Raw genomic sequence first — 26,272 nt, 5'->3', positions numbered from 1 at the left:
ACGCATACCAAACAAGGTCCTAGCGTAGGCGATATTTTCAGGTAGATTATTTAAAATCTTTTTTAAAATAATTAATTCAATTTTCCTTTGCAATGGTGTTTTATCTAAAAGACAAAACAAAAACAGGAGCACATCCGATGCCCATCAAGGACAGCCTATGAATGCCCACAGTGAATCCATCGACATCGCCATCATCGGCTCAGGCTTTGCCGGCCTGTGCATGGCCATCAAGCTCAAGGAGGCCGGCTTCAGCGACTTTTTTATCGCCGAGCAGGCCGACACCCTAGGCGGCACCTGGCGGGACAACCATTACCCGGGTTGCGCCTGCGATGTGCAGTCCCATGTGTATTCGTTTTCCTTCGCGCCCAACCCGGACTGGACGCGGCAGTTCGCGCCGCAAGCGGAAATCCGCGCCTACCTGGAGCGCTGCGCCGCGCGCTTCGAATTGGCGCCATACCTGCGCTTCAACCACGGCCTTGAGCACGCGGTGTTCGATGAACAGCAGCAGCGTTGGCAATTGCGCTTCAGCGATGGCCGCAACGTCAGTGCACGGGTGCTGGTATCGGGCATGGGCGGCCTGTCGCGCCCAGCGTTGCCGGATATTCCAGGGTTGGAGCAGTTCAAGGGCAAACGCTTCCACTCCCAGCAGTGGGACCACGACTACTCCTTGAAAGGCAAGCGCGTGGCGGTGATCGGCACCGGCGCCAGTGCCATCCAATTCGTGCCAAAGATCGCGCCGCAAGTGGCGCACCTGGACCTGTTCCAGCGCACCCCGCCGTGGATCATGCCCAAGCCTGACCGGGCGATTTCGTCGTTCGAGCGCTGGCTGTTCAAGCACTTGCCCTTCACCCAGCGGCTGGTGCGTGGCGCGTTTTACTGGGCCTTGGAAGGCCGCGTGGTGGGCTTTGCCCTGCACCCACGGCTGATGAAAGTGGTGCAGAAAATCGCCCTGCGCCATCTGCACAAACAGGTGGCCCGTCCGTCCCTGCGCAAAACCCTGACGCCGGACTACACCATCGGCTGCAAGCGGGTGCTGATCTCAAATGACTACTACCCGGCGCTGTCGCGCAGCAATGTCGAGGTGGTCACCGACCACGTGCTGCGCATCGAAGCCGACGGCGTGATCACCGCCGACGGCATCAAGCACCCGGCCGATTGCCTGATTTTCGGCACCGGCTTCCAGGCCACCGATCCCCTGCCCCGTGACTGCATCATCGGGCGCAATGGTGTGGACCTGATGGACGCCTGGCGCGACGGCGCCCATGCCTACAAAGGCACCACGGTGCCGGGCTATCCCAATCTGTTCCTGATCGTCGGGCCCAATACCGGCCTGGGGCATAACTCGATGATCCTGATGATCGAGGCGCAGGTGACCTACATCCTCGACGCGCTCAAGCAGATGCAGCGCCAGGGCATCGCCACGGTGGAAGTCAAGCCAGCGGTGGAGCAAGCCTTCAACCGCCACTTGCAGGACCAGCTCAAGCGCACTATCTGGAACACCGGCGGTTGCCAGAGCTGGTACCTCGACCCACGTACCGGCAAAAACACCACCCTGTGGCCGGGCTCGACCTGGCGTTTCAAACAAGTCACCCGCCAGTTTGCGCTCAAGGATTATGTGGTCGATTTATTGCCACTCAACGCGCCCGCCCGGCCTGCAACAGCCCCCCACCCCTGCGCAGAAGGCAGCCTGTCATGAAATCATTCAACGGTCGCGTAGCGGCCATCACCGGCGCAGCCTCCGGCATGGGCCGCGCCCTGGCCCTGGCCTTGGCGCGAGAAGGTTGCCACCTGGCACTGGCGGATAAAAACGCCCAGGGCCTGGAGCAAACCCTGGCCTTGATCAAGACCTCAACGCTGTCGCCAGTGCTGATCACCCTCCAGGAGCTGGATGTGTCCGATCGCCAGGCGATGCAAGCCTGGGCTGCGCGCTGCGCCGCCGAGCACGGCCAGGTCAACCTGGTGTTCAACAATGCCGGAGTGGGGCTGTCGAGCACGGTGGAAGGCGTGGACTATGCCGACCTGGAATGGATTGTCGGCATCAACTTCTGGGGCGTGGTCCACGGCACCAAGGCGTTCCTGCCGTACCTCAAAGCCAGCGGTGATGGCCATGTGATCAACACCTCAAGCGTGTTCGGCCTGTTCGCGCAACCGGGCATGAGTGGTTACAACGCCACCAAGTTCGCCGTGCGCGGCTTTACCGAAGCCCTGCGCCAGGAACTGGACCTGCAGCGCTGCGGCGTCTCGGCCACCTGCGTTCACCCCGGCGGTATCCGTACCGACATCTGCCGCAGCAGCCGCATCGACGCGAACATGACCGGGTTCCTGATCCACAGCGAACAGCAGGCCCGCGCCGACTTCGAAAAACTCTTCATCACCGATGCCGACCAGGCCGCCAAAGTGATCCTGCAAGGCGTGCGCAAAAACAAGCGCCGCGTGCTGATCGGTCGCGACGCGTACTTGCTCGACCTGCTCGCCCGCTGCCTGCCGTCCGCCTATCAAGCGTTGGTGGTACTGGCCAGCAAACGCATGGCGCCCAAGCAACGCCGACCGGTCTTTGAAACCAACGACGAACCCCGTCTTTGAACAGGAGTACGCACTATGCTGCCTATCCGCCGCGACCTCCGTTTTGCCCTGCCCGCCGAGCGCATCAAGGACTGGCACGAACAGGGCCCGTTCATCACGCACTTTTTCAATGCACTGTCGCTGCTGTTTCCCCAGGGCGAGTTGTTTTTCATGGACAGCGTGCGCCACTACCGCCAACGCATCGACGACCCGGAGCTGAAGAAAGAGATTCAGGGCTTTATCGGCCAAGAGGCCATGCACAGCCGCGAACACGTGGCCTATAACGACCTGATGCAAGCGGCGGGGCTGCCGGCGCACACCCTGGACCGTCGCCTCAAATTCATCCTCGACCTGCAGAAAAAACACTGTCCGCCCGCCTTTAACCTGGCAATCACCATCGCCCTTGAGCACTACACGGCGATGCTCGCCGAAATCCTGCTCAGCGATCCGTCACGCTTCGGCGACTCACTCAAGGGCTACCAACAGATGTGGTATTGGCACGCCTTGGAAGAAACGGAACACAAGGCGGTGGCGTTTGATGTGTGGAACACCGTGATCAAGCCAGGGCCGGGACGCTACCTGCTACGCACCGGGACGATGCTGACGACCACGGTGTTCTTCTGGCTGGTGGTGCTGGACTTTCACGTACGCCTGCTGATTGCCGACCGCACGTCGGGGGGGCATCTCAAAGGGTTCTGGCGGATGTTGAAGTTTCTGTACGGGCCCAAAGGGGTTTTCCCACGCATGCTGCGCCCCTGGCTGCACTACTTCAAACCCGGCTTTCACCCCTGGGACCACGACAACCGCGCGCGCCTAGCCGGCATCGAGGGTTTGCTGGCGGAAATCGAACAGACCCAGCGGGGCTATTAACTCTCTGCCAGGGCCTCGCGCTCACGCACAAAACCTTCCAATTGATCGCCCGGCAGCGCCTTGCTGAAATACCAACCCTGGATAATCAACTCGGGGCCGGTGTTCAAAAAGGCCAACTGCTCGGCGGTCTCCACGCCCTCCACCACCACGCCCAGGTTCAGCGCCTCGCAAAAACGCAGCATACCGGTCAGCACCTGAGCGCCTTTGGGATCGTGTTGGGCGACGACGAAGCTGCGGTCGATCTTGATGAAGTCCACCGGAAACTGGTGCAGGTAGCTCAAGGCCGAGAACCCGGTGCCAAAGTCATCGATATAAACCTTGGCCCCCAACGCCTGCAGTTTCTGGATGGTCTGGCGCGTGGCCGGAATATCATTGATCAGGGCATCTTCGGTAATTTCGACCGACACCTGCCCATGGGCCTGGGCCAGGATTTCCACGAGTCGTTCGCCATACGCCGCATCGGTCAAGGTGGCGCTGGAAATGTTGATGGTCATCGGCAGGGCAAAGCCTAGCTTTTGCCACCGTTGATACTGGCGAACCGCCTGTGAGGCCACCCATACATCCACATCCGGCATCAACCGTGCGTGCGCCAACCATTGCAGGAATTCCCACGGTGAATGCACCTTGCCCTGGGCGTCACGGGCGCGCATCAAGGCTTCGCAACCGGTACACAGCCCGGTGCGGGTCGACACTTGCGGCTGGAATTCGAGGTAGAACTCATAGTCGCTGATCTGCTGGATACGGCTCAGCTCATTGGCCTGGCGGGCCATGGACGTGTGGGACGCCAGCACCGGGTCCAGCTCCCGCAGCCGGCCTTTTTCTTCGAGGCCTCGGAAAGTCATGTCCAAGGATTTGAGGTACACCGTGCCACCTTCGGCGGCCTGGCGATGAATCGCGCGCACATAGGGGGCGTACACCAGCGTCCCCAACCCCAACAACAGCACTTGCAGCGCGACGGCCGCCAAGTCGCCGTGCGTACTGAGGTAGGCATTGAGTAATACCGGTGCGGTGAACGGTACGCTGGCCACCGCCGGGGATACCCAACCCATTTGCACCACGCTAAGCGCCACCATCGCGTTCATCGCGGGCACCACCAGAAACGGAATGAACAGGCGTGGATTGAGGATAATCGGCAGGCCGAACAGCAGCACCTCACTGACGTTGAACAGCGAGAGCGGCACGCTCGCCATCGCCAACAGGCGCATGGACTGGCTCTTGGAAAACAACAGGATTGCCACCAACAAGCACAATGCGCCCCCCGAGCCACCAATAAAGGCAAAACTGCCCAGCAAACCACTGTTCAAGGCATATTTTATCGGCTCACCCGCCGCCAGCGCAGTAGCGTTGAGCACCACGGCCTGGTCCAGCACGTCGAACAGCGGCTGCATCGCGTACACACCGTGGATCCCGAAGAACCACAGCAACGAGTTCATCAGGGTCACAAACAAACCGCTGCCATAGGGCGACTCCAGGGCCCCAACTACTTGGGGGCCTTGCAGTTGTGCCACATAAGGGATCTGCAACAACAAGGACAGCACCACAACCAGCGCCAGGGCGGTGATCGCCCCCGGCACCACCATATTGATCGCACCCCGCAGGTTGTGCCCGACCAGATCCTCATTGACCAGGCGGGTCCAGCGGTATCGGTACAACCAGGCCATCGCCGGCACATTCAGCAGCGGCGAGGCAATGGCGATAAACAGGACAAAGGTGGCCGAGGCCCGGGGGTATTCCCGCAGAATGAAGGTCGCCACCACCACGTGGGCCAGGCACAAGAATGCCACGGGCAAATGTGGCAGGCGGTATTGAATCGCCAGCATGTAACCGATGGATGCCGCCACTAACAACGGGATCACTGAGCTGATCTGGTTGTGCAACCCCGCCAGGAAGGCCACGAGCTGTGGGTCGAACCCCAGCGCCCTGGCGCATTCGGACAGGATCAGAAAGCCCGCCGACACCAGCAGGCACGGCAGGATCCATAGCAACCCTTCGCGGATTGCGCGCAACGACTCGGTACGGGCCAACGCGGCCAGACGCTGCGTGAGGAAAAGTTTGAACAGCGTTTGCGCCATGACCCGTCCCTCTGCCCATCGCCTTCTGCCCCTGGAAGGCAGGGCCGAAAATACCGAGGCTAACGCTACACGTCCTGGCACCGGGAGCGAAAGCCTTTTGCCATCTCTGTCGGTGTTTTTTCGCAGCGCTGGCGGGCAAGACCTGGGCTTTCCCAATAATTGGATGTTCTGGCCTGGGCAAATGCCAGAATCTGCTTCACTACCTACTATCTGTGTTGTGTGTGCACTTGGCTGGCGACACCAAGGTTCGAGGCCTCAAGGGATGTTGTTGGCGAAGGTAGCAGGCACCAAGGAGAGACACTCGCTATGCAAGACAAGCTGTCCACGAACATGCGTCCCTGGCTCCTGAACCTGTTGCTTTGGGTGTGCGGCGTGACCCTCTTGCTGCTGGGCAAGGACACGATTGAGCATGTCACCGGCTCGACCAGTGACAGTTCGGTGGACCTCGCCTTGGTTCTGGCCGCCTATCTGTTATTGTTTTTGCTCAACCCGATACGCGCCTGGATACTGCGCCGGTTACGCAAACGCGCCCGCCGCCATGCCGCTCGCCAAAGGCCCAGTAACACCGCCTGATCACATTCGACTTGGAGCACCCCTTTGTCACAACCCGGCGATACCCACCAGCTTGCGCTGGACCGATTCCTAAACGAGCACCCCGATGTGGCCGCTGACCTGAACAGCCTGAACCCGTTGGCCGCCCGGGCCAAGGGCGAAACCCTGGCAGAGTACCGCGCCGAACGGCTGCATGAAGCCTTCGAGGCTGAAGCTGAGCGCCAAGGCGTGTTTGCCTGGGAATTGACGCTCAAACTGACGGCAGAATCCGCCGAAGCCTATGAGACCCAACGCCTGGAAGTCCACAAGGAAGTGGCTCAGATGGCGGGGCTAAGCTGGATCGAATACTGCCAACTGCATCATTTGGCAGGTTGACGCCGCGGCTACACAAACCAGCAACGCCGCCGACTCCCGAATGCTTGGTGCAACTGCGTAACGGTGACGTTGCGATGCTCAGGGTCTACAGCCAGCGCTGAGCGTAATGCCGGCCAGCAATGCCTGGGCAACTGACGAGGCCTGGCCAATGGCCGATTGGGCTCACGCTCGCCGGGCCGCTGCCCCTGGGCCAGTTCATAGAGCACACAGGCTGCGCCATACAAGTCGGCCCTGGCCGACGGTCGCCCATCCGTCATCAGTTCCGGCGCCGCATACGCAGGGGTCCACGCCTTCAACCGACTGCGATTCAAGCTCGGTAGCCCCGCATCCGTCTGTACCTGGCCATGACCAAGACCGAAATCGAACAAACGCACACCCTGCTCATCCACCATGATGTTCGCCGGCTTCACATCGCCGTGCAGCACGCCTTGCCGGTGGGCGTACGCCAGCGCATCCAACAGTTGTAAAGCCAAGGGCTGCAGCTCCCGCCAAGGCAAACCCTGCGGGCACTCCAGGAGCATCTGGCCCAAGGTCAAACCTTGCAGCAATTCCATCGTAAAAAAAGCCGTGTGGCGGGCAGTGTCGACCTCGAAGGAAAATACCCGGACCACGTGGTCATGCCGCAATCGGCGAGTCATGGCGAACTCGCTATACAGCAACACATGGCCGTCGGGAGATTCGCTGAACACTTCGCCCAAGAGTTTCAGCGCCACCCACGCGCTGGGTTCACCAAATGCCTCGTGCAGCAGATCGCGGGCGCGATATACCACTCCCATGCCACCGCAGCCCAATACCCGTTCCAGCTGGTATCGCCCTGCGAGCAGGTTTGGCGGGCCTATGTGTGCGCTCACGGTTGAATCACCACTGCCGTCAGGTCATCCCGGGCCGGCCCTCGCAATACCGTATTGAACAACCGGTCCAGCACCTGCCCAGGCATGCCCATGTTCAAGGCGTGACCCAGGTCGCCATGGCTGAGCCCCTGGTACAAACCATCGCTGCACAACAAAAATACATCGCCAGGATGGGTGCTCAATTCCAGCACCTCCAGGCTTAATGGCTGTCGACCACCAATGGCACGCGTCAACGCCCTGGCCTCTGGATGGGCTTGGGCCTGCTCCAGGCTCAGTTGCTGCTTATCCATCAATTGCTGCTGCAAGGAATGATCCCGCGACAGTTGGTACAGGCGCTGCCCTCGCCAGAGGTAGCAACGGCTGTCCCCCACCCAAATACAGGCCGCACGATGATCCTCCAGCAGCAGCGTAACCACCGTACTGCCCATGATGGCGCCAGTGGGCAGTTGCAGCGCTTGCCCAAACTGGCTATCGAGGCAACGCAGGCAACGCCGCGTGGCCTCGACCCGCTCATCAAAACTACCCTGCGGTAATTCAGCCAGACTGCTGACAACCCGCTGGCTGGCCACGTCCCCAGCGCGATGGCCACCCATGCCGTCGGCTACCGCCCAGCAACCACGCTGGGGGGAGTCGAGGAATGCATCCTCGTTGCGCGAGCGCGTCTTGCCCCGCACCGTTCGCCCTGCACTGCGCCATGGGGCAGATGTCTGTTTCATAACTGCTCCGGCAGGCGAAAAGTCCGCCACGTCGCCGTCTGAAACGGGCCGGGACTGCGTTGGCTGGTAAGCAGGAAGTTAGCGCGCAGCCCGCCAAGATCAGCCTTGAGCAAGTGCGTATCGCGGCCACTCGCGGGTTCACTTTGCAACAGGTCCAGGAATCGGAACAGCGACCAGGGCCCGCTGTTTTTTTCAATCCCCAGCGCCCGCTCCGAGCCACGCTCCAGCACCAGGCTGGTGCGACCATCGCCTGCATCGCTTGGCCATTGGACCGCCATGGGCACGATCGGACCATGGCGGTACTCAAGTTGTTTATCGCCAATGCGCAGAATCGCACGGTTGACCGCCTGATCCAGGCTATAGGGTGCCAGCGTGAAGCGGACCGCCCACTCACCCTGGTCTTCAGTGAAAAACCCTTGACGGATCAGTTGGACTTTATCCAATTGGTCCAGTAATGCGCGAGACAGCGCCAGGCTACGACCATCCAGCCCCCGCAGGCGATAACGACCGCCCTCGACACTGACAAAGGATCGCAGGTAATTTTCATAAAAACGCTCCATGCCCCCTTGCGGCTTGAAAAACGCCTGGAAGTCACCCAAGGCAACATCACTGCTGGCATGCGCATCGAATGGATACCGCTGCCGGATCGCCTTGGCGTAAACGCCGTATACCTCACTTTGATAGCGCTGATTGACATGCCGATAGGCGTCATCCAGTAGCAGGCGCCAGCCGTCATCGGCGAGGCCGGCAAACCAGTTCTTGACCGGTAATGGCAGGCGCGCAGCGGCATCACGCACATTGCCCAACAGCGATTGCTGCCCATCCATGCGTTGCTTGACCATTTTGAATGCCGCTTGCTCCGGCGTGCCCTCGCGGTTGAGGGCCGCCAGTTGCAGATGCCATTCATCGAGCAGCCGTAACGCCTGTTTCAGTTCTGCGCCGGGGTTCTGCTCTGCATCCAGCAAGTGGTGCAAGGGTTCGAAGCGATGCTGCAACGCACGTCGTGCAGAGCCAGGCGCCGCCTGGCCCTGAAACTGGCCGATCAACGTGTTGGGCGCCGTAGCCCCCAGTTCACCACCCCTCTGGCTTACGGCCTCCAGGTGATTATTGGTCGCCAGCAGGCGGGTGTTTTCCCGAACCTGTTGCAACAGTTTCACTAACGGTGACTGCGCTGAGGCCAGATGGGCCAGGCCTTGCGCATGCTGCCTTAGGCTGTCATTTTCCTGCACGCGAACCTGGCCAATGGCATGACTCCAGGCCTCGGCGTATTCAGTGAAATAACGCTGCTCCAACTCCAGCATCAATTGGCGCAAATCCATGGCGCTGAGGTTACTGCTGTCTCCAAGCACCCAATTATCCTGGGCAATGGAATTGATCTGCCGTAGCCCCTGTGTTTCGAAATACTGCACATACCGCTTGGTGTAGAAGCCGGGGATCGACTGCTCGAGCGTGGCAAACCCATGCCCGTCTGCCAAGCGATAGGGTTCCAGGTCCCGTGCCTGCTCACGCAACACCCGATAGACCACTCCCGCCAGCGATTCCCCACGTAATTCCTCGCGAGCCTGGGCAACCAGTTCAACGTCCGAGGGAGCCACGAAAGGCAATGCAAGCAGCCGCGCAAGGTGTTTGTTCAACCGATCCTGCACCGAGGCATCACCGGTATAACGTGCAGCCCAATGGGCCGCCACGTGTTGCGCCAGCCAAGCGGTATCACGACGCTCGCGTACGCTGAGCATCAAGTAAGCCTGCAAGGCTTCTATCAGCACATCGCGATCGCCGAGGCTGGCGCGCACCGTGTCTTCGAGCAGCGTGACAACCAAGGGCAGCAACTGCTGGTGCAGGGCGTTTTCATAGGCGCGCGTCAGCAGCGGCCGGCTGACCTCCCCTTGGTACAAGCCGGCGCGCTCCACCCAGGGAGTGTCAGCCTGGGGCGGGAACAACTGAGCCGCCGCCAGGTGACTGTCCAGCAGTGGCAATAGCGCCAGGGTGTCATCCACACCCGGTGAAGCCAGCGGCTGCGGTTCGATCAGCTGCGCCAGGTGCGTCAACCGCTGCTGGTTGGCGGTATAGCTGTGCGTCCAGAGCGCCCCTGCCCCGCCGATAACCAGCACCACGGCAAACACCAATAACCCTTGGCGCCGACGGATACGCCGTCGCTCAGGAGGCTGTAACACTGCAAGGTCAGCCTCGGCAAAAATCACCTTATTGAATAAGCCCTGAACGAAATAGGAGCGTCGGTCGGCGGCTTCTGCGCACGTCAGGTAAAAGCCCCGCAACCCTCCAGAATGCTGGAAGCGCTGCGTGGGGAATGCGGATTCGACAAACAGGCAGAGACGCTCGCCGATGTGTGCTGCCTGCTGGGGAAAATCAAGCATCTGGCCACGACGCTCGAGGTCTCGTTCCAGATGCAAGCGCGCAATCAACTCTGCCGCCAGGCGTTGCAGCAAGGTCTCGAACGCTTCGCGCACCTGAACGATCTCGGTGCCCGTGGTGCCCACTGCCAGAGGCTGGCCCAGTACACCTTCGGCACTGTCGCCCTGAAGCGCATCAAAGAACTCGGCGAAGCCTGGCAACCGGTCAGCCTGGGTTAATACCAGATAGACCGGCACGTCCACATGCAGCCTGTGCTGGATGTCCTGCAAACGGTTGTGCACATGACGTGCTTGCAGTTCCACGTCGAGCTCGTTGCTGCCAAGCAAGGTTTGCACCGCCAACGTCACCACCACGCCATTGAGCGGGTGCGCCCTGTGCCTCGTCTTGAGCAACCCCAGAAACGTCGACCATCCCACACCTTCCACCGAACGGTCTGCCTGGGCGAGGTAGCACCCGGCGCTCTTGACGACTACCGCTTCGTCAGCCAGATACCAATCAAAGCACGGGCTCATACCCTGGGGCATGGCCTTGCCACCCGCGAGGGCAAGATGAGCACCGCTGGCGCCCAGCAGACGCGTTTTGCCGCTGTGCTGCGCGCCGATCAACAGGTACCAAGGCAAGTTGTTGCGCCAACGCTGACCGCGTTCGCCATAGCGGCGGGTGGTTTTCAGCGCGTGCAGCGCGTCCTTGAAGCGCCCCCGCACCTGGCGGCGCTCGTCGTCAAACAGCTCCTGGCGTTGGTAGCGCTCCTGGAGCTCGGGCCGGTCGAGATTCGCAGTACGGCGTGCACCGACCATCACCATCGCCAGTCCCCATACCAAGAACAGACCGCTGATGGTCAGCAGGCGCGCCGTGGCGTCTTGCCAGAACCGATGGTCGTCCACCGCCAGCAAAGGCCCGAAAAACCACACCAGCAGCGCGCTGGACAACACCCCCAACAAGCTCCAGGCCCAACTGTTGCGCAGCACCCTGCCCGCGCCCTTGAAGAATGCGTTCATTCATTGTTCCTTGTGTTACAAGGGCGTCCGCGTCTGATCCGGCGCCAGCAGTTGAAAGGGTTGCAGCACCGTCATACGTTCATTGTTCAGCACCCAGGCAAACCCTGAGTACATTGCCGCCAGGCAAACGAGTGTAAAAACGCCCGCCCAAGTAGCGCAGACAATGCGCAGCCGCGGGCCCGGCGCCCGTTCTGTAACCGCGAGTGCAGCTATCGGCAGGCGCTCACCACGCACATGCCTGATCTGGCGATACAAGCCATCTCGCACCCGCTCCAACTGCGTCCCGCCGCGCGCCATGACGCGGTACTTGCCTTCAAACCCCATCGACAAGCACAGGTACATCAGCTCAAGCATGTCCAAGTGCTTCACGGGGTCGCGGCATAACTGCTCCAGCAGTTGGAAAAACTTTTCGCCGCCAAACGTTTCGTTGTGAAAACGGCTTAGCAAACTTGTCTTTGACCAGTCGCTGCGATTGCCCCATGCGGTGGTCACCACGGCCTCATCAATGACGCTGCACAGCACATAACGCGCTGACATGACCTCATCGGTCTCTACGCCCAGATGCAAGGCACGCACTTCAAACGCAGTGATTGCCGACGACAGTCGGTCATTGAGGGCGGGCAGGCTTTCGCGGCCAGAGCTGCTCCTGAGTTGGGCAACCTGCGACAAGAGCGCCCATGCGGCAGCGACAAGCGAATTAGGCCCCATCTTGAAGCTCTGCGCCCCCTGCAGGCCTGCGCTGTAGATCATGCGACTTTCCAGGTGCTCGAAGCGCGGCGGCGCTGGAAAGTCCGTTACCGGCCCCTGCGCAGGCGCGCAGCCCTCACGGTCAAGCAGAATGGTTTTTTCGTCTTGGGGGTATTCACTGTCCATCGTCATGGCGCTCAGTTCCTGATGGCCCAGAAGATGAGTTCGAGTTCGCAGAACTCGCCGCTGGTGTAGAAAGCACGTTATTGAGCTGCATCTCAGTACTCCTGGCTGGCGGTTTGAGGGCCGACAACGCGAACCCCCGACTCGTCGAGCAGCAGGTCGACCCGCGTCAGGCGCTGCTCAGCCAAGGGCAGTACGAGTCGCCATTGCACATGGGGCAAATCTCGATAAGCCGCCAGCACGCCAACGTAACGGCTCTGCGGCTCGACACTCAGCTTGAGCACCACCTGTTCAGCGGGGCGCAAATCCAGTTCTTCGCCATTGACCCAGTCCTTCGCCAGCACTTGCTCGGCACGGCCATACAGGCTGAAAAAGTCAGCATTTTCAAACGCCACTGGGTTGCGTAGTTCAAGCAGTTGCACGACCAAGGGCGATGGGCGGCCGTGCAGATCAGGGTTGACGGCTTCGCTTGCCGTCAACGTCAGGTCAAGCTTGGTCAGGGTTGAAAACGGCGACAAGCTGGTGCAACCGGCCAACAGACCCAGTGCGCACAGTATTGATACAAGGGTGGCTCGATACATGAATGTCATCTCGGGTTAGTCGCATGCAGAGTGGAAACCAGGCGCAACTGCTCCTCATAGGCCTTGGAAAAATCGTTGCGTAACAGACGCTCGCCCAACAGCGGCTCGTCGACCAAGCGTTGGTAATGACGCTGGTAAGCCCGCCAGTGGGAGCCGTCGGTACCAAACCGCGACAGCCGGCCCTGGCCTTCGAAACACAACAGCAGATGATCGGGTGCAAACGCTGCCACCGCGCCACGCATTGCGGCACGGCAAGCCACCACCAAGGCCAGTTGATGCACTTGCATGTCCCAACATGCCTGGGCAACCGCAACCTGTGCAGACCACGGGCCCAATTCGCCAAGACCCAACAGCGAGGTCATGGCCGAGTGGGTATCGGCGCAGTCGTGCAGGGGGTTGCGGCTATTGAGCGGCGGCGTTGACCAGCCAAGGCCCAATTCACTGTTCAGCTCATCACGGGTTCGTAGGCTCTGTTGCAACCCTTCAAGGGTTTGCCTGAACAATCCCGCCACCTTTATCGCCAGGGCCTCACGAGCCGGTGGATCGAGCACGTCCACGGCGACGCCCAGCGCATCGCCGAATTGCGACCAGAAAGCTTCGGCGACTGGCGCCGCAGCCACAGTGGGTTGAGTGGCTGCGACCTGCCCACCGCGCTCGGCCCAACCCGGCATGGTCAGGCAATCGCGGTCTACTGCTGCACGAGACAGCCTAGAGGTGGGTGCCTCTGCCAAGAGCGTCAACGCCTCCAGTTCTTCGAATGATTCATCGCACCATTGCGTACTCTCAAGGGTGCGCAAAGGGTCCCCGTCCAGGAACACATCGTCGGGAATCGTGTCGATGCAGACATACGCTTGCTGGTCTTTAGTGATGCTCTGCGCCATCAACTTCGCACGAATGTCCACGGCCCCCAGTCGGTAGACGTCACCGTCACTGATCAAACGCGCCTGCCCCTTGCACAAATGTTCCGTGCTGCCGGCTACGCCTATACCGTTGCTGCTGATGTCGGTGAGGAAATACTGGCCGCCCCAGTAGCTGACCAACCCGTGATGACTGGAGAGCAAGCGACGGGTGTCGGGAATGACCCAGTCACAACCCGCCCCACGCCCGACCACGCCACCGGCTCCGTCGAACACCTTGCGCGCGTGGGGCTCACCGCTTGAGGCACCGCACACCTCGAACACTAGCTGCATGACATGGCTCTCCCGTTCAAAGGCTGCGACGGATCGCATGGGGATCACCCAGCGGACGGTAGTCATCGTCATCAAAAACGTAGTTGCCGTTACAACCGCTTAGAAAACACAGTGCAAGCGCAAGGACTTGCCATGGACGAACAGGCATCAGGTAGCTCCCATGAAAATAAAGCGGGCAATAAGCAGCGCTGAGTCGGTGGCCGCGGGAGTTGTCACTGGCGCCAGGGCCGGCCATTCGATAGGGAGTTGCGCGAGCCGGAGATAACCGTCCTCGCGAACAGCGTTGGCAATTCGTCGTCCAGCGTCTGGTGCAAGCCGCCAGTGAGGAATCCGGCTGGCCCGCCCCTTGAATGGATTGCACCTTTGCTCACTAGAATTTCAGCGCTTCACATTCACTTGAACAGCGCATATCGCTGCCCGAAACACTGTTATCGAACAGTGCTTGTTATGCGAACTCAACGTAATAAGCGCAACGTTATTCCGAATAAACCTTGAGGGTCCGCACCACATTGCTCAATGTACAAGCGATAGGCCAAGCCTATTCAAACCAAGACTCGCGCCCCCTACCAAACTTCGCCCGACTTGATACGAAGTTCACGAACCTTAGCCACCCGCTAAACATTCAGCAAGCATCGAAACAATACTTAAGAAATTTCCTACAGTCAGCACAACTCATGTGCCCGAGAAGAATACCGCGGGTCAAAAACGCCCTATCAACAGCACCGAAAAAAACCACCAACACAGTGAGCGCCATAGCTGCGAACAACTAATTGCGCACGCCTGCGCAAATAACATCTCATTAAAAAATCTAATATTCGCGCAGCCGCCTTAACGCAAAACTTATTGCGTCGCGCCCCTTGCACTTATTGGCCTGCCCCCTATCCGGCAGGCTTTTTTATTATTGATATTTGCCCGACGGCAAAGTGTCTGCCAAACAACTACACCATTGCCAAAGGATGCTTACGTTTGGGCGCACCGAATACGCGGTCGATGGCATCCAGGTCGTGTTCATCCAACTGCAGGTTGGCGGCTGCCGCGTTGAGTCGTACGTGCTCCGGTGTCACCGCCTTGGGAATGGCGATCACCCCTTCCTGGCGCAAAACCCAGGCCAGGGAAACCTGGGCAGGCGTGACCTCGTGCCGGCGAGCGATCTGCTTGAGTGTCGGGCTGGAGAGCAACTCCCCACCCTGGGCAATCGGGCAGTACGCCATCAATGGCAAGTGATGTTGTTGCCACCAAGGCAACAGGTCGAATTCGATGCCGCGCTCTTCGATGTTGTAGAGCACCTGGTTGGTCGCACAGGCCGAGGATGCGAGCGCCTGCAGGTCCGCCACGTCAAAATTGGAAACGCCCCAACGGCCGATCTTGCCCGCCTCGCGCAGGCGCTCGAATGCTTCGACGGTTTCTTCAAGGGGATACTGGCCGCGCCAATGCAGCAGGTACACATCGATATAGTCAGTGCCCAGACGCCGCAGGCTCGCATCACAAGCACGGGGGATGCCGTTGTGGCTGGCATTGTGCGGGTACACCTTGCTCACCAGGACCACCTGCTCACGTTTGCCACGAATGGCCTCGCCGACCACTTCTTCAGCACCACCCTCGCCATACATTTCAGCGGTATCGATCAGGGTCATGCCCTCATCGATCCCCAACTGCAATGCAGCAACTTCAGCACGGCGCCGGGCTGCATCCTCGCCCATGCGCCAGGTTCCCTGGCCGATGACGGGGACGGGGACGGGAACACCCGCCAGATCAATGGTACGCATGACAACCTCCTGATGAGTTCGCGGATAAACAGTGTGGCATTGGTCGGACAAAAGGGTTCAATCGCAGTATGGTTGCCCTTTGCCAAGTCGCGAGGAAAGACCCGCAATGCTGTTTGTCGTGATGCTCGGGGGCAAGCACCCCAGGGCGAACATCGAAGTCCACGATGTGGTGTTCGTTGCAGCAGATACGCTGCAAGCCACTTACCCGCAATTGCGCGACGCCTGGTTTGGCAGCCCCAAGGGTGTGCATATCGACTCGTGGATGGCAGTGGATGGCGTCGACGGCTGGAAAGTCGAGCTAAGCCAACTGGCGCCCCAGGCCGACGCGCATCGCCTGTACTTCATCAACCTCGGCGGCTACCAAGCCCATAGCTTCGGCGAGGCCCATCATTATCTGCTGGTGGTTGCGCGCAGCAAACGGGAGGCGACCAGCAAGGGCAAGCAGCAGATGCTGGGGCACTGGTCCCAGGCCCACACCGATGGCGTGCTCGACATCGACGACTGCCTGCCCATCGACCTGGTGGATGGGCGCTTTCTGCACCTTGTCCAAGCGCCACACCGGGCAATCCTGCAGCGCAACGACTATATCGTGCTGCCCTGAGCCCAACCGATCAAATACCGGGAACTTTGCCAGGAAATAACCGCCTGAATCCGGTAGGCTCACCCTTTTTACTCAAGGAGTTACTCCCCATGGCCAAAGCCACCGCCCGTCACATCCTCGTTTCCACTGAAGACAAGTGCAACGAACTCAAGGCCCAAATCGAAGGCGGCGCCGATTTCGCAGAAATCGCCAAAGCCAACTCCAGCTGCCCATCCAGCCGTCAAGGCGGCGACCTGGGTTCGTTCGGTCCAGGCCAGATGGTTAAAGAGTTCGACAGCGTAGTGTTCAGCGCTCCGGTCAACACCGTGCAAGGCCCGGTGAAAACCCAGTTTGGCTACCACCTGCTGGAAGTCACCAGCCGCCAGGACTGATCCAGTCCGCGCTGATGCCTTAAACAACGGCCCGCCTTTTGGTGGGCCGTTGTGCATGTGATGACTGGCGACGCTGATGCCGTTAGCGTACAAATCCCTATTCCTGTTCTTCCGGCGCTCAAGACTGATAATGCGATTGGCCTTTTCGACTCTATTTCGTTCCACCTTCGCCTTGCTGCTGGCCAGCACCGCCGTGATTGCGGCGCCGCAACCGTCACTGACGGTGTACGGCGAACCGGCCAAGTACCCCGCCGGCTTTACCCATTTCGACTACGCCAACCCCAGCGCGCCCAAGGGCGGCAGCCTGCGGCGCTCAGCCATTGAAATCGGGCGTTTTGACCATGTATTGCCCTATATCGACAAAGGCATCGGTGTTTCCCAGGTCGACGGCTGGCTCTACGCGCCGCTCGCCCTGCGCTCCCTGGACGAGCCCTATACCGTCTACGGCCTGGTCGCCGAAAAAATGGAGCGCGCCGACGATGGCCTGTCATTGCGTTTCTACCTGAACCCCAAGGCACGTTTTGCCGATGGCAAACCGATCACCGCCGAAGACGTGCGCTACAGCTTCGACTTGTTGATGACCCAAGGCAGCCTGCGCTTTCGCACGCTGTTCGCCGACGTCCAGCACGTCGAAGTGGAAGGCGAGCGCCAGGTGCGCTTCGACTTTTCCAGCAATGAAAACCGCACCCTGCCCCTGGATATCGCCACCCTGCCGGTGTTCCCCGAGCACTGGTGGAAGACCCGCGACTTCGCCAACGGCGGTGGCTACGAAGCCCCGCTGGGCAGCGGTCCGTACAAGGTCAGCAAGGTCGACTCCGGCAGTACCATCACCTTTACGCGTGACCCAGACTGGTGGGGCAAGGACTTGCCCGTCAGCCGTGGCCTGTACAACTTCGATCACCTGAGCCTGGAGTTCTTCGGCGATACCGAAGTCGCCCGCCAGGTGCTGCGTGGCGGCGCCTACGACTTCAATCGCGAGTTTTCCGCCACCGGCTACTCCATTGGCTACAACGGCCCCGCCCTGGACGACGGCCGCCTGCAACGTGCGCACCTGGCCAAGGAAATGCCGCAGCCGGCCCAAGGCTATGTGTTCAATGTGCAGAAGCCGATATTCAAGGATCGCCGTGTGCGCCAGGCCCTGGCAATGCTGTGGGACTTCGAATGGGCCAACCGGCAGATGATGCGCAACCTGTACATCCGTCAGCAGAGCTTCTTTTCCAACAGCCCGTTGGCCGCGACCCAACTGCCCACCCAGCAAGAACTGGCGATTCTCGAACCGCTGCGCGGGCAGATCCCGGATGAGGTGTTTACCCAGGTCTTCAAGGCACCGGTCACCGACGGCAGCGGCATGATCCGCGACAAACAGCTCCAAGCCCTGGTCCTGCTGGAAGAAGCTGGCTGGAAACCCCACGGCGACAAGCTGGTCAATGCCGAAGGCGAACCGCTGGAGTTCACTTTCCTCAATGCCCAGGCCGGTCTGGAGCGCCTGTTGCTGCCGTACAAACGCAACCTGGCACAGATCGGCATTACCCTCAATATCCGCCGCATCGACTCCTCCCAGTACGTCAACCGCTTGATGACCCGGGACTACGACATGATCGTCACCGGGTTCCCCGTCACCACGTCGCCGGGCATGGAGCTGTACAACTATTTCGGTTCCAGCGCCGCTTTTGATTCGGGCGCCAACAACTACATGGTGCTCAAGGACCCAGCGGTGGACAGCTTGATCAAGGGCCTGGTCAAAGCCGACACCCAGGCGCAAATGCTCACCTACGCCCATGCCCTGGACCGGGTGCTGCAGTGGAATTACCTGTGGATCCCCAATTACTACCCGCCCGGCACATCCGCCGCGTGGTGGAACCGTTTCGGCCGCCCGGCCATCGAGGCCAAGAACGACGAAGCCCTGGAAACCTGGTGGGAAATCAGCCCCACGCCACTGACCACTGAGCAGATGAACACCGAACTGAAAAAACGCGCAGGTGCACGCTGATGTTTGCCTATATCGTACGGCGCCTGCTGCTGATCATCCCGACGCTGGTGATCATCCTGCTGGTGAATTTCGTGATTGTACAAGCCGCCCCCGGTGGCCCCGTGGAACAGGCCATCGCCCACCTGCAAGGGATTGGCGGCGGCGGTGTCGGCGGCTCCTCCGGCGAAGGCATCAGCAGTGGCTCACGTGCCAGCCGCGGGCTGGACCCCAAGCTGATCAAGGACATCGAAAAACAATACGGCTTCGACAAACCGGCACCCGAACGCTTGTGGCTGATGCTCAAGAGCTACGCGCAACTGGACTTTGGCAACAGCTTCTTTCGCGGCAAGACGGTGATCGACCTTATCCTGGAAAAGATGCCGGTCACCATCTCCCTGGGTCTGTGGGCCACGCTCATCACTTACCTGGTGTCGATCCCCCTGGGGATTCGCAAGGCGGTGCGCCACGGCAGCAGCTTTGACGTGTGGAGCAGCACCGCCATCGTGATCGGCTATGCCATGCCGGCGTTTCTGTTTGCGATGTTCCTGATCGTGGTGTTCGCCGGCGGCACCTCGCTGAACTGGTTCCCCGTGCGCGGCCTGGTCTCGGAGAACTTCGAAGAGCTGAGCACCGTCGGCAAGATTGCCGATTACTTCTGGCACCTCGTTTTGCCGGTGACGTCCCTGGTGATCGGCGGGTTCGCCACCTTGACCATCCTCACCAAAAACTCGTTCCTCAATGAAATCACCCGCCAGTACGTGGTGACGGCGCGGGCCAAAGGCTTGAGCGAACGACGCGTGCTCTACGGCCATGTGTTCCGCAACGCCATGTTGCTGGTGATCTCGGGGATTCCCCAGGCGTTTATCAGCGTGTTCTTCGCCGGTTCCCTCTTGATCGAGGTGATCTTCTCCCTCGACGGCCTGGGCCGCATGAGCTACGAAGCGGCGGTTTCACGGGACTACCCGGTGGTGTTCGGCTCGCTGTTTATCTTCACCCTGTTCGGCCTCTTGATAAAACTCATCGGCGACCTCTGCTACACCCTGGTGGACCCGCGTATCGACTTCGCCGCGAGGAACGCCTGATGCTCAATTTATCTCCCGTGGCCCGTCGGCGTTTCGAGCGTTTCAAGAAAAACCGCCGTGGCTGGTGGTCGCTGTGGCTGTTCATCGGCCTGTTTATCCTGACCCTGGGCGGCGAGCTGATCGCCAATGACAAGCCCTTGGTGCTCAGTTTCAAGAACGAGCTGTATTTCCCGGTGTTCAAGCGTTACACCGAGCAGCAATTGGGCGGCCAGCTGCCGTTCCAGGCTGACTATCGCAGTGACTACGTACAGAAGCTGATCAAGCAGGACAGCGGCTGGATGTTGTTCCCGCCGATCCCGTTCAGCGACGACACACCCAACTACGAACTGACCCGCCCCGCCCCCAGCCCGCCCTCGGCGGTGAACTGGCTGGGCACCGATGACCAATCGCGCGACGTGCTGGCGCGGGTGATCTTCGGTGCGCGGGTGTCGATCCTGTTTGCCTTGGCGCTGACGGCCATCAGCGCGGCCATCGGCATCGCCGCCGGGGCCTTGCAGGGCTACTACGGTGGTTGGGTGGACTTGATTGGGCAGCGGGTGCTTGAGGTGTGGTCCGGTTTGCCGGTGCTGTACCTGCTGATCATTCTTTCGGGGTTTGTCGAGCCGAACTTCTGGTGGTTGCTGGGCATCATGGCGCTGTTTTCCTGGCTGGCCCTGGTGGATGTGGTGCGCGCCGAGTTCCTGCGCGGGCGCAACCTGGAGTACGTCAAGGCCGCACGGGCGCTGGGCCTGGGCGACGGCAAGATCATCCGCCGGCATATCCTGCCCAATGCGATGACCGCCACCTTGAGCTACCTGCCGTTTATTCTGACCGGGGCGATTTCCACCTTGAGCGCCCTGGATTTCCTCGGTTTCGGCATGCCGGCGGGCAGCGCTTCGCTGGGCGAACTGATCGCCCAGGGCAAACAGAACCTGCAAGCACCCTGGCTGGGCCTGACGGCGTTTTTCACCTTGGCGCTGATCCTGTCGCTGCTGGTCTTTATCGGCGAGGCGTTGCGTGACGCCTTCGACCCACGTTCATGAGTGAGCCTGTAATGAACCTGATCGAAATCCGCGACCTCAGCGTCGCCTTCAGCGGCCAGACGGTGGTGAACAAGCTCTGCCTGGACGTGCGCCCCGGTGAATGCCTGGCGCTGGTGGGTGAGTCGGGCTCGGGCAAATCAGTGACGGCCCATTCGGTCCTGCAACTGCTGCCCGAGGCCGGCACCGAAACCACCGGCTCCATCCGGTACCGCGGCCAGGAACTGATCGGCGCTTCAGCGGCCACCTTGCAGAAGCTGCGCGGCAACCGCATCGCGATGATCTTCCAGGAGCCGATGACCTCCCTCAACCCGCTGCACAGCATCGAAAAGCAGATCGGCGAAACCCTGCTGCTGCACAAGGGCCTGGGCGGCAAGGCGGCGCAGGCGCGCATCCTCGAACTGCTAGAACTGGTGGGCATCCAGAAACCCCAGGAGCGCCTCAAGGCCTACCCGCACCAACTGTCCGGCGGCCAACGCCAACGGGTGATGATCGCCATGGCCCTGGCCTGCGAGCCGGAACTGCTGATCGCCGACGAACCCACCACCGCGCTGGACGTGACGGTGCAGCGCAAGATCCTGCTGCTACTCAAGTCGTTGCAGCAGCGCCTGGGCATGTCGCTGCTGCTGATCAGTCATGACCTCAATCTGGTGCGCAGCATCGCCCAGCGCGTGTGTGTGATGCGCGCCGGCGAGATCGTCGAGCAGGCCGACTGCGAGACCTTGTTCACCGCGCCGCAACACCCTTACAGCCGCCTGTTGCTGGACGCCGAACCGTCCGGCGATGTGCTGTGCAGCGACCCACGCGAGACGGTGCTGGACGTGACCGACCTGAGCGTACAGTTCCCCCTCGGCGGCGGGCTGTTCCGGCGCAAGACCTACCTGCGTGCGGTGGACGGCATCAGCCTCAGCGTGCAGCGCGGCAAGACCTTGGGAATTGTCGGCGAGTCCGGCTCGGGCAAGTCCACCCTGGGCCAGGCGATCCTGCGCCTGCTGGATTCCAGCGGCAGCATCCGCTTCCAGGGTGAAGCCCTCGACCCGCTGAACCACCAGCAAATGCGCCCATGGCGCAAACAGATGCAGGTGGTGTTCCAGGACCCTTACGGCAGCCTCAGCCCACGCATGTCGGTGCAGCAGATCATCAGCGAAGGCCTGGAAGTCCACGCGCCGTGCAGCCTCGCCGACCGTGATGCGCAAGTGATCCAGGTACTCAAGGACGTGGGCCTCGACCCCGCCAGCCGGCACCGTTACCCCCATGAGTTTTCCGGTGGCCAGCGCCAACGCATCGCCATCGCCCGCGCCCTGGTGCTCAAGCCCGCGCTGATGCTATTGGACGAACCCACCTCGGCGCTGGACCGTACGGTGCAAAAACAAGTGGTCGCGCTGCTACGTGAACTGCAGGACAAATACGGCCTGACCTACCTGTTTATCAGCCACGACCTGGCCGTGGTGCGCGCCCTGGCCCATGACATGATCGTGATCAAGGACGGTAAGGTGGTGGAGCGCGGTGCGAGCCATGATGTGTTCGAATCGCCGCAACATCCGTACACCAAAGAGCTGCTGGCGGCGGCGTGCGGACTCTCGACATGAGCACCAGCCTGAAGGACTACCAACAGGTTCGCGGCCTGGCGATCCAGTCACTGTTCGAGATCATCGAGCAGTCCAGCGAAGGCACAGTGATTGTCGACCGCGACGCCAATATCGTGTGGATGAACGAGCGCTACGCCAAACGTTTCGGCCTCAAGAGCGCTGACGAAGCCATCGGCCAACCCTGCGAACAGGTGATTTCCAACAGCCTGTTGCGTCAGGTGGTGCGCAATGACCAGCCGATCTTGCTGGACATCCAGGACACCCCAAAAGGCCCGTTGGTGGTGATGCGCCTGCCGATCCACAACGACGCAGGCGCGGTGATCGGTGCGATTGGTTTTGCACTGTTCGATGAACTGCGCAACCTGTCGCCACTGATCGAGCGCTACCTGAGCATGCAGCAGGAACTGGCCTCCACCCGCTCGCTGCTGCGTGCGCGCCAGAGCAAATACAACTTCGCGCACTTTATCGGCACCAGCGCCGCCAGCCTCGAAGTCAAGCGACGCGCCCGGCGCAGCGCGAGTGCCGAGTCGCCAGTGTTACTGCTGGGCGAAACCGGCACCGGCAAAGAGTTGCTCGCCCAGGCCATCCACGGCGCCTCGCACCGCGCCCACAAAGCCTTTGTCAGCATCAACAGTGCGGCAATTCCCCATGACCTGCTGGAAGCCGAATTCTTCGGCACCGCACCGGGCGCGTTTACCGGGGCTGACCGCAAGGGGCGCCCGGGCAAATTTCAGATTGCCCAGGGCGGCACCCTGTTCCTCGATGAAATCGGCGATATGCCATTGCCGCTGCAAAGCAAATTGCTGCGGGTGTTGCAGGAAAAGGAATTCGAACCCGTAGGCTCCAACGAAATGCTGCACAGCGATGTGCGGGTGATTGCCGCCACGTCCATGGACCTGGAAGCCGCGATCAAGCGCGGGGAGTTTCGTGCGGATCTGTATTACCGCCTGAATGTGCTGCCGATCCAGGTGCCGCCGCTGCGTGAACGGCTGGAGGATATTCCGGCATTGAGCGAGGCGATCCTTGAAGAGCTGCGCAGCCAGCATGAACTGGACCGCGACGCCTTGGCACTGCTGGCACAGCATGCGTGGCCGGGGAATATCCGTGAGTTGCGCAATGTGCTGGAACGAGCCGCGTTGTTGAGCGATGACCTCGTGTTGAATGCCGAAGAGATTCGAGCGGCGATTGGCACGTTCAGCCCCGTGGAGCGCGGCGCTGTTGCGACGGTTGAAGGTGAAACGTTCGCGGCGGCGCGGGAGCGGTTCGATCGACAGGTTATCGGGGCGGCGCTCAAGGCCTGTGACGCGAATGTGGTGGAGGCAGCCCGGCGGTTGGGGCTGGGCAGGTCGACGTTGTACAAGAAAATGGTTGCCCTGGGCATCGCCTGATCTCAAAAAAGAGACACGATTCTCACTATCAAGACACTCTACTGTGGGACGGGGCTTGCCCCCGATAGCAGTGTGTCAGCTAGCAGATGTAGTGGCTGAGGCACTGCTATCGGGGGCAAGCCCCGTCCCACATTTGATCTCGGCATGTCTCTATATTGAGACTGAATTTGAAAAAAACCATGTAATCTCGATAAATATCCTTATTTTTCAATGATTTAAAGATTTGGCACGTATCTCGCTATAGCCCTTCCCCACAGTTTCACCCACAAAAATAACAATTCGATGGAGACACACCATGAGTGTGATCATTGCCCTGGCAGCGCTCGCGCTGCTGATGCTGGCTGCCTACCGTGGCTATAGCGTTATCCTGTTTGCCCCCATTGCCGCCCTCGGCGCTGTTTTGCTCACCGATCCGTCTGCCGTCGCCCCTGCCTTTACCGGGGTGTTCATGGAGAAGATGGTCGGGTTTATCAAACTGTATTTCCCGGTGTTCCTGCTCGGCGCGGTGTTCGGCAAGCTGATTGAGCTGTCGGGCTTCTCGCGGTCGATTGTTGCGGCGGCGATTCGCTTGCTCGGCACGCGCCAGGCGATGCTGGTGATCGTGCTGGTCTGCGCCCTGCTCACCTACGGTGGCGTATCGCTGTTCGTGGTGGTGTTTGCGGTGTACCCGTTCGCGGCAGAGATGTTCCGCCAGAGCAATATCCCCAAGCGCTTGATCCCGGCGACCATTGCCCTCGGCGCATTCTCGTTCACCATGGACGCCCTGCCCGGCACGCCGCAGATCCAGAACATCATCCCCAGCACCTTCTTCAACACCACTGCGTGGGCCGCGCCGTGGCTGGGTTTGATCGGTACAATCTTCGTGTTTTGCGCGGGCATGCTGTACCTGGCGCGTCAACGCAACAAGGCCCAGCGCGCCGGCGAAGGCTACGGCACCGAGTTGCGCAATGAGCCGGAAACCGCCGAGAACCTGACCCTGCCCAACCCGTGGGTCGCGCTGTCGCCGCTGATCCTGGTGGGCGTGATGAACCTGCTGTTCACCCACTGGATCCCGCAGTGGTACGGCAAGACACACAGCCTCAGCCTGCCGGGCATGAGCACGCCGGTGACCACCGAAATCGCCAAGCTCACCGCGATCTGGGCAGTGCAGGCCGCGTTGCTGGTAGGGATCATCGTGGTGCTGGTGTTCGGCTTCTCGGCGATCAAGAGCAAACTGGCCGAGGGCAGTAAAAGTGCGGTCAGCGGCGCATTGCTGGCGGCGATGAACACCGCCTCGGAATACGGCTTTGGTGCGGTGATCGCCTCGCTGCCAGGCTTTCTGGTGCTGGCGGACTGGCTCAAGGGCATCCCCAACCCGCTGGTCAATGAAGCAATTACTGTGACCCTGCTGGCTGGCATCACCGGTTCCGCGTCGGGCGGCATGAGCATCGCCCTGGCGGCCATGTCCGAGAGCTTTATTTCGGCGGCCCATGCGGCCAATATCCCCCTTGAAGTGCTGCACCGGGTCGCGGCGATGGCCAGCGGCGGCATGGACACTCTGCCCCACAACGGCGCGGTGATCACACTGCTGGCGGTCACCGGGCTGACCCACCGCGAAGCCTACAAGGACATTTTCGGCATCACGATCATCAAGACCCTCGCGGTGTTCGTGGTGATCGGTACTTTCTACGCCACCGGCATTGTGTGAGGTTTTCATGACGACTTTGAATGGCAAGACCGCCCTGGTCACCGGCTCCACCAGCGGCATCGGCCTGGGGATCGCCCTGAGCCTGGCCAAGGCCGGCGCGAACCTGATCCTCAACGGCTTCGGCGACGCCAGTGCGGTGATCGCCCAGGTCCAGGCGTTTGGCGGCAAGGTCGGCCATCACCCGGCAGACGTCAGCGACCCGGCGCAGATTGCCGAGATGATCGCCTACGCCGAGCGTGAGTTCGGCGGCGTGGACATTCTGGTCAACAACGCTGGGATCCAGCACGTGGCGGCAGTGGAAGACTTCCCGGCTGAACGCTGGGACTCGATCATTGCGATCAACCTATCCTCGGTGTTCCACAGCACGCGCCTGAGCCTGCCTGGCATGAAGGCCAAGGGCTGGGGGCGTATCGTCAATATCGCCTCGGTGCATGGCCAGGTCGGTTCGGTGGGCAAGGCGGCCTATGTGGCGGCCAAGCACGGCGTGATCGGCTTGACCAAAGTGGTGGGGCTGGAGACGGCCACCAGCAACGTGACCTGCAATGCGATTTGCCCAGGTTGGGTGCTGACGCCGTTGGTGCAAAAGCAGATTGATGATCGCGTGGCCAAAGGCGTGGCCCCACAACAGGCGCAGCATGATCTGCTCGCCGAGAAGCAGCCGTCGCTGGAGTTCGTGACGCCGCCGCAGCTGGGTGAGCTGGTGCTGTTCTTGTGCAGCGAGGCCGGTGCCCAGGTGCGTGGTGCGGCGTGGAACATTGATGGCGGCTGGCTGGCCCAATAACCCAAACAC

Annotated in this window: 23 protein-coding genes; 14 read left to right on the top strand and 9 right to left on the bottom strand. The window is 60.8% G+C overall.

The window, feature by feature from the left end; genetic code table 11:
• Positions 1–157 precede the first annotated feature (157 nt).
• From PspS35_RS12895 to PspS35_RS12885, 3 genes are read left to right on the top strand one after another with little or no spacing between them, the layout of a single operon-like run.
• Positions 158–1,696, top strand: coding sequence for an NAD(P)/FAD-dependent oxidoreductase (locus PspS35_RS12895; protein ID WP_159935010.1), 1,539 nt, complete (start codon positions 158–160; stop codon positions 1,694–1,696).
• Positions 1,693–2,583 carry an SDR family NAD(P)-dependent oxidoreductase gene (locus tag PspS35_RS12890; RefSeq protein ID WP_159935008.1) on the top strand — a complete coding sequence of 297 codons (891 nt, stop codon included), beginning with the start codon at positions 1,693–1,695 and terminating at the stop codon, positions 2,581–2,583. Before PspS35_RS12895 ends, PspS35_RS12890 begins: the two co-directional genes overlap by 4 nt.
• A 15-nt stretch (positions 2,584–2,598) precedes the next feature.
• Positions 2,599–3,432, top strand: a complete 834-nt coding sequence (locus tag PspS35_RS12885; RefSeq protein ID WP_159935006.1) for a metal-dependent hydrolase — start codon at positions 2,599–2,601, stop codon at positions 3,430–3,432.
• Here the strand turns inward: PspS35_RS12885 and PspS35_RS12880 are convergent.
• Positions 3,429–5,504 (bottom strand): EAL domain-containing protein, encoded by a 2,076-nt coding sequence (locus PspS35_RS12880; protein WP_159935004.1) that lies wholly within the window; start codon positions 5,502–5,504, stop codon positions 3,429–3,431. The two genes, PspS35_RS12885 and PspS35_RS12880, sit on opposite strands and share 4 nt — an antisense overlap.
• Before the next feature lie 306 nt (positions 5,505–5,810).
• Here PspS35_RS12880 and PspS35_RS12875 point away from each other — a divergent pair, with 306 nt between their 5' ends.
• Together PspS35_RS12875 and PspS35_RS12870 are read left to right on the top strand one after the other, a co-directional pair.
• Positions 5,811–6,077 (top strand): hypothetical protein, encoded by a 267-nt coding sequence (locus PspS35_RS12875; RefSeq protein ID WP_159935002.1) that lies wholly within the window; start codon positions 5,811–5,813, stop codon positions 6,075–6,077.
• A gap of 24 nt (positions 6,078–6,101) precedes the next feature.
• A complete protein-coding gene (locus tag PspS35_RS12870; RefSeq protein ID WP_159935000.1) occupies positions 6,102–6,431 on the top strand; it encodes a DUF6388 family protein in 330 nt (109 codons plus the stop codon).
• A gap of 8 nt (positions 6,432–6,439) precedes the next feature.
• Here the strand turns inward: PspS35_RS12870 and PspS35_RS12865 are convergent, their stop codons facing one another.
• The 8 genes from PspS35_RS12865 to PspS35_RS12835 all read right to left on the bottom strand — a co-directional run bounded on the left by PspS35_RS12865 (position 6,440) and on the right by PspS35_RS12835 (position 15,776).
• Positions 6,440–7,282 carry a serine/threonine-protein kinase gene (locus PspS35_RS12865; RefSeq protein WP_159934998.1) on the bottom strand — a complete coding sequence of 281 codons (843 nt, stop codon included), beginning with the start codon at positions 7,280–7,282 and terminating at the stop codon, positions 6,440–6,442.
• Positions 7,279–7,998 (bottom strand): PP2C family serine/threonine-protein phosphatase, encoded by a 720-nt coding sequence (locus tag PspS35_RS12860; protein ID WP_159934996.1) that lies wholly within the window; start codon positions 7,996–7,998, stop codon positions 7,279–7,281. The genes PspS35_RS12865 and PspS35_RS12860 overlap by 4 nt, the downstream gene beginning before the upstream one ends.
• A complete protein-coding gene (tssM, locus tag PspS35_RS12855) occupies positions 7,995–11,369 on the bottom strand; it encodes a type VI secretion system membrane subunit TssM (RefSeq protein WP_159934994.1) in 3,375 nt (1,124 codons plus the stop codon). The genes PspS35_RS12860 and tssM overlap by 4 nt, the downstream gene beginning before the upstream one ends.
• A 15-nt stretch (positions 11,370–11,384) precedes the next feature.
• The gene (gene icmH / locus PspS35_RS12850) at positions 11,385–12,248 is read right to left on the bottom strand and encodes a type IVB secretion system protein IcmH/DotU (RefSeq protein WP_238786040.1); all 864 of its coding nucleotides are present in this window, start codon (positions 12,246–12,248) and stop codon (positions 11,385–11,387) included.
• A gap of 86 nt (positions 12,249–12,334) precedes the next feature.
• Complete coding sequence (gene tssJ, locus PspS35_RS12845) at positions 12,335–12,820, bottom strand: type VI secretion system lipoprotein TssJ (protein ID WP_159934992.1); 486 nt, start codon at positions 12,818–12,820, stop codon at positions 12,335–12,337.
• Positions 12,821–12,825: 5 nt separating this feature from the next.
• The gene (tagH, locus tag PspS35_RS12840) at positions 12,826–14,010 is read right to left on the bottom strand and encodes a type VI secretion system-associated FHA domain protein TagH (RefSeq protein ID WP_159934990.1); all 1,185 of its coding nucleotides are present in this window, start codon (positions 14,008–14,010) and stop codon (positions 12,826–12,828) included.
• Positions 14,011–14,026: 16 nt separating this feature from the next.
• Positions 14,027–14,158 (bottom strand): type VI secretion protein, encoded by a 132-nt coding sequence (locus PspS35_RS30310; protein WP_238786039.1) that lies wholly within the window; start codon positions 14,156–14,158, stop codon positions 14,027–14,029.
• A 790-nt stretch (positions 14,159–14,948) separates the two neighbouring features.
• Positions 14,949–15,776: an aldo/keto reductase gene (locus tag PspS35_RS12835; RefSeq protein WP_159934988.1), complete on the bottom strand. Its 828-nt coding sequence runs from the start codon at positions 15,774–15,776 to the stop codon at positions 14,949–14,951.
• A 106-nt stretch (positions 15,777–15,882) separates the two neighbouring features.
• Here PspS35_RS12835 and PspS35_RS12830 point away from each other — a divergent pair, with 106 nt between their 5' ends.
• From PspS35_RS12830 to PspS35_RS12790, 9 genes are all read left to right on the top strand, one after another.
• Positions 15,883–16,377: a DUF1543 domain-containing protein gene (locus tag PspS35_RS12830; protein WP_159934986.1), complete on the top strand. Its 495-nt coding sequence runs from the start codon at positions 15,883–15,885 to the stop codon at positions 16,375–16,377.
• Positions 16,378–16,466: 89 nt separating this feature from the next.
• A complete protein-coding gene (locus tag PspS35_RS12825; protein ID WP_058412590.1) occupies positions 16,467–16,748 on the top strand; it encodes a peptidylprolyl isomerase in 282 nt (93 codons plus the stop codon).
• A 130-nt stretch (positions 16,749–16,878) separates the two neighbouring features.
• Positions 16,879–18,738, top strand: a complete 1,860-nt coding sequence (locus PspS35_RS12820; RefSeq protein WP_159934984.1) for an extracellular solute-binding protein — start codon at positions 16,879–16,881, stop codon at positions 18,736–18,738.
• Positions 18,738–19,799, top strand: coding sequence for a microcin C ABC transporter permease YejB (locus tag PspS35_RS12815; RefSeq protein ID WP_065890854.1), 1,062 nt, complete (start codon positions 18,738–18,740; stop codon positions 19,797–19,799). Before PspS35_RS12820 ends, PspS35_RS12815 begins: the two co-directional genes overlap by 1 nt.
• A complete protein-coding gene (locus PspS35_RS12810; RefSeq protein WP_174244807.1) occupies positions 19,799–20,821 on the top strand; it encodes an ABC transporter permease in 1,023 nt (340 codons plus the stop codon). The genes PspS35_RS12815 and PspS35_RS12810 overlap by 1 nt, the downstream gene beginning before the upstream one ends.
• A gap of 11 nt (positions 20,822–20,832) precedes the next feature.
• Positions 20,833–22,407 (top strand): ABC transporter ATP-binding protein, encoded by a 1,575-nt coding sequence (locus tag PspS35_RS12805; RefSeq protein WP_159938040.1) that lies wholly within the window; start codon positions 20,833–20,835, stop codon positions 22,405–22,407.
• A complete protein-coding gene (locus tag PspS35_RS12800; protein WP_159934982.1) occupies positions 22,404–23,795 on the top strand; it encodes a sigma 54-interacting transcriptional regulator in 1,392 nt (463 codons plus the stop codon). The genes PspS35_RS12805 and PspS35_RS12800 overlap by 4 nt, the downstream gene beginning before the upstream one ends.
• Positions 23,796–24,090: 295 nt before the next feature.
• Positions 24,091–25,482, top strand: a complete 1,392-nt coding sequence (locus tag PspS35_RS12795) for a GntP family permease (RefSeq protein ID WP_159934980.1) — start codon at positions 24,091–24,093, stop codon at positions 25,480–25,482.
• Positions 25,483–25,489: 7 nt separating this feature from the next.
• Positions 25,490–26,263, top strand: a complete 774-nt coding sequence (locus tag PspS35_RS12790; protein WP_159934978.1) for a 3-hydroxybutyrate dehydrogenase — start codon at positions 25,490–25,492, stop codon at positions 26,261–26,263.
• The last annotated feature ends 9 nt before the right edge of the window (positions 26,264–26,272 follow it).

Origin of the sequence: Pseudomonas sp. S35 (assembly GCF_009866765.1) — a bacterium.
Classification (GTDB): Bacteria; Pseudomonadota; Gammaproteobacteria; order Pseudomonadales; family Pseudomonadaceae; genus Aquipseudomonas.
Note: the sequence above shows the minus strand (reverse complement) of the source record. Positions and strands in the feature narration are given on the sequence as shown.